At 50.1% G+C, this 8,668-nt stretch carries 5 protein-coding genes; 4 read left to right on the top strand and 1 reads right to left on the bottom strand.

Annotated features, from left to right (window positions below; translation table 11 throughout):
- The 4 genes from AC9UCN_RS06365 to AC9UCN_RS06350 all read left to right on the top strand — a co-directional run.
- Positions 1-5,007: InlB B-repeat-containing protein (locus AC9UCN_RS06365; protein ID WP_509525069.1), on the top strand; the 5,007-nt coding region annotated here is incomplete at its 5' end.
- A 33-nt stretch (positions 5,008-5,040) separates the two neighbouring features.
- The gene (locus AC9UCN_RS06360) at positions 5,041-5,178 is read left to right on the top strand and encodes a DUF2256 domain-containing protein (protein WP_509525067.1); all 138 of its coding nucleotides are present in this window, start codon (positions 5,041-5,043) and stop codon (positions 5,176-5,178) included.
- Between the two features lie 3 nt (positions 5,179-5,181).
- Positions 5,182-6,675, top strand: a complete 1,494-nt coding sequence (locus tag AC9UCN_RS06355) for a cryptochrome/photolyase family protein (RefSeq protein WP_509525072.1) — start codon at positions 5,182-5,184, stop codon at positions 6,673-6,675.
- Entirely contained in the window at positions 6,662-8,095 is a 1,434-nt protein-coding gene (locus AC9UCN_RS06350) for a hypothetical protein (protein WP_509525065.1), read from the top strand. The genes AC9UCN_RS06355 and AC9UCN_RS06350 overlap by 14 nt, the downstream gene beginning before the upstream one ends.
- Here AC9UCN_RS06350 and AC9UCN_RS06345 read toward each other — a convergent pair.
- Positions 8,092-8,535, bottom strand: a complete 444-nt coding sequence (locus AC9UCN_RS06345) for a hypothetical protein (RefSeq protein WP_509525062.1) — start codon at positions 8,533-8,535, stop codon at positions 8,092-8,094. The two genes, AC9UCN_RS06350 and AC9UCN_RS06345, sit on opposite strands and share 4 nt — an antisense overlap.
- Positions 8,536-8,668: the final 133 nt, after the last annotated feature.

The following is an 8,668-nucleotide window of genomic DNA, read 5'->3' as shown; positions in this document are numbered from 1 at the left end:
GCAGCTAATGGCTCAGGAACCGATTACACCAACCAGCAGTCAGTCACCCTAACTGGCAACCTGGCTCTGTTTGCTCAATGGAACCCAAACACCAACACCGTCATCTACGACTCACAAGGTGGATCGAGCGTTGTTGATGGCACTGTGCTTACCGGGGGAGTGATTTCTTCGGAACCTGTTTCAGCAAAATCTGGATACACACTTTCTGGCTGGTCAAGGACCTCAAACGGAGCTGTAGTTAGCTTCGCGGGTAGCGGTTACGCACCGGCTGACACCAGCGGCTTTACCCTGTACGCCATTTGGTCAGCAAACAGCAACACAGTTACCTATTACGAACAAGGCGGCTCTGATGTTGCTGACGGCTCCATGCTTACCGGCGGCTCTATTTCTTCTGCTCCAGTGTCAACCCGTGCCGGTTACACACTTCTTGGTTGGTCTAGAACCATTGATGGTTCGGTTGTTAGCTTTGCTAATGGCGGATACGCACCAAATGACACGGCAGGATTCAATCTTTACGCCATTTGGAGTGCCAACACCCTGAACATCACTTACCAGCTAAACGATGGCACTGGAAGAACCGTTTCAGGCACCACCACCACGGGTGCGCAGATTTCCTCTGCCTCAAAACCTACTGATCCAACCCACCCAGGCTTTGAGTTCTTGGGTTGGGCTGCAACTGAAAACGGAACAGTTATCACATTCCCTTACACTCACGGAAAGACAGACAACTTCACTCTGCACGCTAGGTGGGAGGCCGGAACTTACACAGTTGTTTACCAGTACAACGGCGCTACTGGAGGAGCCTCTACATCAAGTACCACCTACGAGACTGACATTCTTAGAACGGGCATTACTCTTCCTACTCCAACAAGAACCGCCTACACCTTCTCTGGATGGTTTACTGACCTTGGTTTGACTAGTCCCGTGACCTTGGAAAACTCCAAGTACGTGCCGACGACTAACCACACCATCTATGCCAAGTGGACTCCAATTAACTACCGCGCTATCTACAACGCGGGAACTGCTAACTCAGGATCTGTTCCAGTGGATGCTAGAAACTACAACACCGGTCAGACCATTTCTCTTCTTGGAAACTCTGGTTTGTTGGGTAGGTCGGGCTACACCTTTGCGGGTTGGGTGACATCGTCTTCTGGAACGGGTACCGAAATGAACTCCGGTGATACCGTGACCGTTCAGGCAGACCACGTTAACTTCTACCCGAAGTGGACGCCAAACACTTACACAATTTCTTACAACCTAAACGGCGGTTCAGGAAGCCTTACTGGTGCTCCAACTAGCTACACCTCTGGAAACTCACTGGTTACACTTCCTTCCTCAGGCTTCACCAGAACTGGTTATAACTTTGGTGGCTGGTCGCAAACCCAGGGCTCCTCGACAGCTGTTGCAAATAGCTTTGCAACTTTCAACAACGAGAACCTGTTCGCAATCTGGACCCTGAAGGACATCGGCTACAGCTACAACAAGGGAATCGCGAGTTCCAAGACCATTGCTGGCTGGCCTAGCCCGGACTCCTTAACCGGGAAGTTTGGTTCTGCGATTACTCTTCCAAACCTTTCAGGAACAACGGTTACTGTTAGCGGAACCGGATACCTATTCTTTGGTTGGAGTGATGGAATAACCACCTACCGATCGGGCGATACGTATGTATTGACCGAGACAGTTCCGGTGTTTACTGCCCAATGGATCAAGCTACTGGATGTCAGGTACTCATTCGGTGGTGGAACCAAGGCGGTTTCAGATGTTGAAACTACCGATGTTGACGCGGAATGTGTGACAGGAGGGTTGTGTACTCCCGACCAGCTGATCACCCTTCGTGGAGCCCCAACTAGACCTGGATACATATTCGACGGCTGGATTGATCAGCTTGGTACAGTTCGTGCAGCTGGATCACAGGTCAACGTTGTTGATACCAACTACCTGTTCTACGCAAAATGGACTGCCGAGCCATACTCGTTCATTTTCAACGCTGCGGGTGGAAGTGCTGGAGTATCGATTACTCCAGGCACAATTGGGCAACTCCTGACCATGCCAGATCCTGGTACCCGCACCGGATACACCTTCGCTGGTTGGAGCCCAGATAGTGGAACTACAAAGTACAGCCAGGGCTCAACCTTCACGGTCGGTACCCAAGCACTTGGATTCGAGGCCATTTGGACTCCAAACGTTTACACCGTCGTCTACGACTGGCAAGGAGCAACTGGTTCATCGGTTGCCGATTCCAGATACACAGTTGGAACTGGAAACCTAACGCTGCCAACTATCAGTGACCAGGTAAAAGACGGTTACACATTCGCCGGTTGGTCTACTACTGCAGGTGGATCGGTAGTTTCCAACTACCAGCCAACTGCTACCGGAGTGCTGTATGCGAAGTGGGTAGATGGAAACTACACACTTACCTATAACGCCCAAAACGGACCTAGCCCAACGTCTCAGTCCTTAGTGCCACGAGGAACCAGCACTACTTTGCCAACTCCAACTCGCGCAAACTTTAGGTTCTTGGGCTGGTTCGATGCTCTAACTGATGGAAATATGGTTGGCGCTGCTGGTGCATCGCACCAGCCGGTAGCAACCTCTACCCTTTATGCCCGCTGGGTACAGAGCTCGTTTGCTGGAGTGGATGAGGCAGCACTAGAAACAGCCACCGACTTTATATCTAATCCTGCTACAGACATCGACACCCTGATTACTCACAACCCTTCAGGATCAAGTGCGCGAATCCAGATTCCTGGAGGCACCTTGCCCACCGGCACTGTGATTTCGGTTCGATACTTCAAGGATGCTTATCGTCAACAACAAATGATTGGCCAGGAGAACAACTACTTCTTCTCCATCGTGGTCTCTTGGCTTTATGGAACGGGTGCTACCGCCACTGTCCCAGACACGAACTTTATAAATGGCGTTAGTGGCGCTAGAAAGCCAATCACTGTGACATTGTCCAACACGGGAATTAGGGCTGGCGCCATGGTTTACCAGGTTGTCGATGGAGTCGTAACTGATTTGAAGCGAGCAACCGTTGATGGCAGCATTCAGGTCGAGATTACCTCCGACCCAGAACTTGTAGTTGCCGCTACCGCACCAACTGCTCCTAGAACCGTATCTGCGGTAAGTGGTTCACGGAATTCTTCGGTTGTATCTTGGAGTGCCCCTACCTACAGCGGTGGAAGTGCGATCAATAACTACGATGTGCTGGTTAATGGAAACGTTGTTTGCCTAGCAACAACTGCACTGTCTTGTGACTTGAGTTACCTAACTGACGGTACTTCTTATAACGTAAGTGTTATTGCTCGAAACGCAGTTGGCGAAAGCCTTGCCGGCACCACCACATTCACAACCGCGAGTGCTCCAGTGGTCGTTGTCCCTCCAGTGACGGTAGACCCACCTGCGGCGGTAACTCCTGTGACCCCGCCTGCAACGGTAACGCCTCCAACAGTTGTTACCCCGCCTGAAACGGTTACTCCTCCAGTAACTGTTACACCAGAAGCAGAACCAGAGACTGAAGAACCCGCTGCTGAGTTTATCCCGGGCGCTCCAGTTCCTAACCCAGCTATTGGCGCCACTGGTGACGACTCTGCTCCACCAGTTCCCTTTGATCCGCTTGCCACTCCAGAAAGTATTGCTGCCCTAACTTCAACAATCGGAGAAGTTGGTGCTGTTGCCGGTGCTGTTGCAGCAGCTGCAGCAGCAGCTGGAGCGGCAGCAGCAGCTGGTGGATCTTCTGGTGGTGGTGCTCGAGGAGGTGCCGCCGGAGGCGGAAGCGGTGAAGGAAGCGGTGGCGCTGGATCAATTGCAACCATCAATGCCACTCACGAAAATTACAAGAACCGTCGTCGAGGCCGTGGGGATCGTTTGAAGATTTGGAAGAAGAAGTGGCTGAGCTTCTTAGATAAGCCAACTATTTCCTTGGCTATTCGCTCGGCTAGATTCTCACCGCTTTTCTCAAAGATTGTTGTTGACGGTGCGTATCTTCGAGCAAGCCTCGGCTCATTCTCGATACTGCCTACACTGTTTGGTGCAGTAGTTGCCGTTTGGTCAGCGTTGTTAAACACGACAGATGTTGCACCTCCGCAGTGGCAGTGGCTGATTGTTATTGCGGTGATCGGTATCTTCGATACCTTAGCTGGTTTTGTTTCGACCAGTTTGTTTGTGATGACCACCTTGCTGATGCATGGAGCGATTCCAATCGAAGACGTCAGACTGCTGCTGGGTGTGGTCATCGTCGGTTACGGACCGGCACTACTTGCTAACGCCTTCCGGGCCTTCCGCAAGGAGCCTGAATCTGGCGACATTTACTGGTGGGAGAGAATCGTTGACTTGGTAGTTCTGCCATTTATCGGTGGTTTGGTAACCGCCTCGATGATTGGCACCTTGCCGGCTCTTGCTGGAACCACCCTGGCGGTAGCCAACCACGTAAATGACTTTGCCTTGGCTGTTGCTTTTGCAATCGTGCTTCGGGTGATTTTGGAAGAGGGTGTTGCGAGGTTCTTCCCGGAGCGCCTTGACACTCTTCATCCGACCGATGTTGACGAGACCGATCCGCCTCAGAGATGGATATCAATTGCCTTCCGGTTGTCAGTGTTTATCTTTGTAACGGCTGCCTTGATGGGCAATGTTTGGCAGGTCTGGGTAGGTAGCGCACTATTTATCTTGCCGACAATAATTGGCTTCTTCTCCCACAAGTTCAAGAATTTCCCTTGGATCTGGAGGCTATTGCCTACTGGAATCCCAGGCCTTGCCTTCACCCTTTTGGTTGCTTCCGCGACCACCTCTGTGGTTGGAATGTGGTTTGGCACAAGCCCAGATCTTGCGCTTTGGTCCTTTGCGCTATTGCCAATCCCGATGCTGGCGCTGGCGGTTCTTGCGATGATTGGCCGCGAGGGCGTTGAGGACGAGGTTCGATTCATCCGCAGGCCTAAGCTCAAGTGGATCTACCGTATTGGTGGAATTGTGATGCTGCTATTCACAATGAACCTGGCCGGCGTTATCTAACACCTGTCTTTGTGGCCTTATTAGGCTTGAGTCATGAGTCCAACCCCAAAGATCAAAAACGGCTTTGAGCCAAAAACTTGCTTGCGCTGCGGTCGGGGATTTGAGTGGCGAAAGAAGTGGGCCAAGGACTGGGAAAACGTCAAGTATTGCTCTGAAAAGTGCAGGGGCTAACTCATCGCTACCGCTAAGAACTCTTTTGAACGCATACTTCTGATTCCTTTTGATCACCTAAATACCGAACGTGGTGTTCTAAAAAAAGCTAATGCTAAGACCGACCTAGTGCTATTAGTTGAAAGCGAAAGAATGACCCAAGGTCGGCCTTGGCATAGAGAACGGCTTTTCTTTTTAATTTCTTCGGCGAGACACTTTGCCGCACTTTTGGAAGCTAGGGGCTTCAAGGTCTTGTATTTCAAAGCCAAGTCAACCCAGGCAGGTATTGAAAAAGCTCAAGCAGAGTATGGAAAGTTACCGGTTTATTGTGCGGAGCCTTCTTCTCATAGGCAGTTCGCACAACTAAAGAAACTAGGTGTTGAGTTTGTTGATAACGATTTCTTCTTGACGCCAAGAGCACTGTTCACCAGCTGGGCTGAAAGCCAAAAGAGCTTTGTAATGGAGAATTTCTACCGAGCACAAAGAATTCGTTTGAATATCTTGGTTGAAGGAAACAAACCCGTGCAGGGAAGGTGGAACTTCGATGCCGAGAACAGGCTGCCACCGCCTAAGAATTACACCTGGCCTAAAAGACTTACTCACGCGAGAGATGAAATAGACAAGCAAGTAGCCAAGGAACTTGGCTATGAGCCAACCGATAGCTGGGCTACTACCCGAGCCGGTGCTCTAAAGCAGCTAAAGAACTTCTTGGATAACCATTTGGCTGGCTTTGGACCCTACGAGGATGCGGTCACCCTTGATGAGTGGTCACTTCACCATTCTTTATTGAGCCCCTATTTGAATAACGGCCTATTGACTGCCGATGAGGTTATTTCAGCCGCTATAAAGAGGTATGACCAGGATCTTGCTCCAATTGAGTCAGTGGAGGCCTTCATACGCCAGATCATTGGCTGGCGAGAGTATATAAACGGTATGTATTGGTTCTTGGGCCCTGAATACAAAGAGCTCAACGGCCTTGCCGCCAAAAGAGAACTGTTACCGCTTTTTGTTGATTCTTCGAAGACCAAGATGAACTGCGTCAAACAAGTAGTTGCCCAGGTGGAAACCAGAGCCTGGACCCATCACATTCCAAGGTTGATGATCCTTAGCAATCTGGCACTAGTGACGGGAACCAATCCACAGCAGTTTTTGGACTGGATGCGTGAGCAGTTCATCGACGCAGCGGATTGGGTAATGGTTCCAAACATCATCGGCATGGGAGTCCATGCCGATGGGGGAAGGCTCATGACCAAGCCCTATGCGGCAGGTGGCGCATACATCTCTCGGATGACTCAGTACTGTAAGGGGTGTGAGTACGATCCAAAGAAGCGAGTTGGCGATGATGCTTGTCCGTTTACAACTTTGTACTGGGATTTCCTTGATCGCCATAAGGCGCAGTTTTCCAAAAACCACCGGATGAGTCAGCAGGTAAATGGTCTAACCAGACTGAGCGACTTACCCGAGCTTCGAGTTCGCGCCAAGAAAGTACTGCAGGGGTTGAGTGATGGCACGATCTAAATTGGGCAGGAATAACTCAACAAGTTCGTCAGGACTGAAGTCCAGGCTTGAATCCTTTTGGCGCGATTTGGTCAAGCTACCAAAGAAGAACATATTTGCTCCGATTTTTGCTCTTCTAATTGTTCTTGTCATAACAGCTGTTGGGTTTTCAGCTCAGAATAATCCAAAAGGTATCGAATCGACATCCTCTTCAACGAACTCACCTGAATCCAAAAAGCAGACTGAGTCTGCTGTTTCCGCTAGTCCAAAAGCTTCCGCTTCGCCAAAAAGCTCGCCTACTCCAAGTGCTCAACCGGTTTACGCAGATAACTGGCTTGGATTTGAGCAGCCTTTGTCTACTTGCCAACTTCAGGAAACTCAAAACATCACAGGTGCAGGCGCCAAAGGTTTTCCAGCCAGACAATCGATTCCGTCAACGGGCAACATCAAGATAGCCATTATCCCTGTCGATTTTTCTAATGCGGTTGGCTCTGGAGATCCACAAACTTTGTTCAGAGACGATGTCAACCAAATGGTCAGCTGGGCACAGCACTTCAGCAGGGGAAAACTAAGTTACGAAGTAGACCTCAGCGCTACCTCCTGGGTTAGAGCACCTAGAGGTGCTGATTGGTATACCTGCACAGCCTGCGGTAAAGGGTCATCCGTTGATAAGCAGCCTCGAGAGGTGGCTATCCAGGAATTGATTACAGCGGCTGACCCGATTTACGACTTCACGGGAGTCGACTATGTCTATTTCGTTCTACCCGAAGAAGCTGAGCGAGAGTTTGGAACTGCCCCGATTGGTGGTGGAAATTTCAACTCGAGTGAGGGACAGTTCTTTGCATTGGCTTATGGCGAAATGGGCGCAGGTACAGGCTATAGAGGGGATCGAACCAGGATTTGGGACCACGTTGTTCATGAGATCCTTCACGGCCAAGGATTTATTAGTCACGGACCTTCGAATGGCAGTGGCTATTACATAACTACAGACAATTGGGGTGCCTCTAAGGCCGTCACATCTTGGGAAGCTTTCCTGAACGGATGGTTTGACTCCAATGAGGTGCTTTGCCTAAATAAGGATTCTCTTAACAAAGAGATATTTATCTCGCTCGACACCATCGATAACTTTGGTGCCGGGAAAGAGTCAGCCATGATTCGATTGAATTCTCAGGAGCTTCTAATTGTCGAGCGAAGAGGACCGGGTCCATTTACAAATCTATGTAGCACTTGCTACAGACCCACCGAGAGTGGCTTTACTGCCTACAAGGTAAACGTCAACGCTGCCCACTACCGTGACGACAGTGACCCAAACGGTGACTCAAAGAATTTCTGGAGTTATCTAGGCCCCCAAGGTAAACCGATCATAACCAGCTACGTGGAGTACTCGGGGGTAAGGGTAACTCGTATCTCAGATACCCAAGTGAAGATTTCCGTTAGCTAGTCAACACTTAGCTTTATTAGGTACTGACCGCCACCTGCAGAAATCTCGGTTGCAAATTTCACTCCCGGAGCAAGCCTTGAAAGACGATCCAGTAACCAACTGGAGGCTTGCTCAGCATCTAATTCACTTGGACATCTAGCGACCGCTTCGCGGCCGCCTTTGCGAAGCAGTCTTTCCACTGTTTCAAAAATAGGCGCTGGGTCAGAAACCAAAAGATCATTTGACCAGGAAATAACCGGAGCGATCTTGCCTCGCTTGGTGTTACAAGCTCGGTGGGCAAGACGCTCTGTTGCTAGAGTTCCTTTTTTGCCCTTAGCGTCTTGGTAGCTATCGGCACTGGGACCTAGGTCGGAATTGACTGATGCGTCTGGGTCTACAGGTGCATCACACAACCAACACCGCCAGTTGTCTTTAGTGCCAATCGCATCTAGATCACTCATGGGAACCACCTTCTCTACTTTCACAGTCTATGGTTTTGATTTTCATGGAACTAACAGCCAACTATCGGGAATGTGTGAGAGATTGTAATCAGAGGGAAATCTGTAGTTTTAGTAAATGTCTTTAGGAGACCAA

This window comes from Rhodoluna sp. (assembly GCF_036721215.1).
Taxonomy (GTDB): domain Bacteria; phylum Actinomycetota; class Actinomycetes; order Actinomycetales; family Microbacteriaceae; genus Rhodoluna.
Note: the sequence above shows the minus strand (reverse complement) of the source record. Positions and strands in the feature narration are given on the sequence as shown.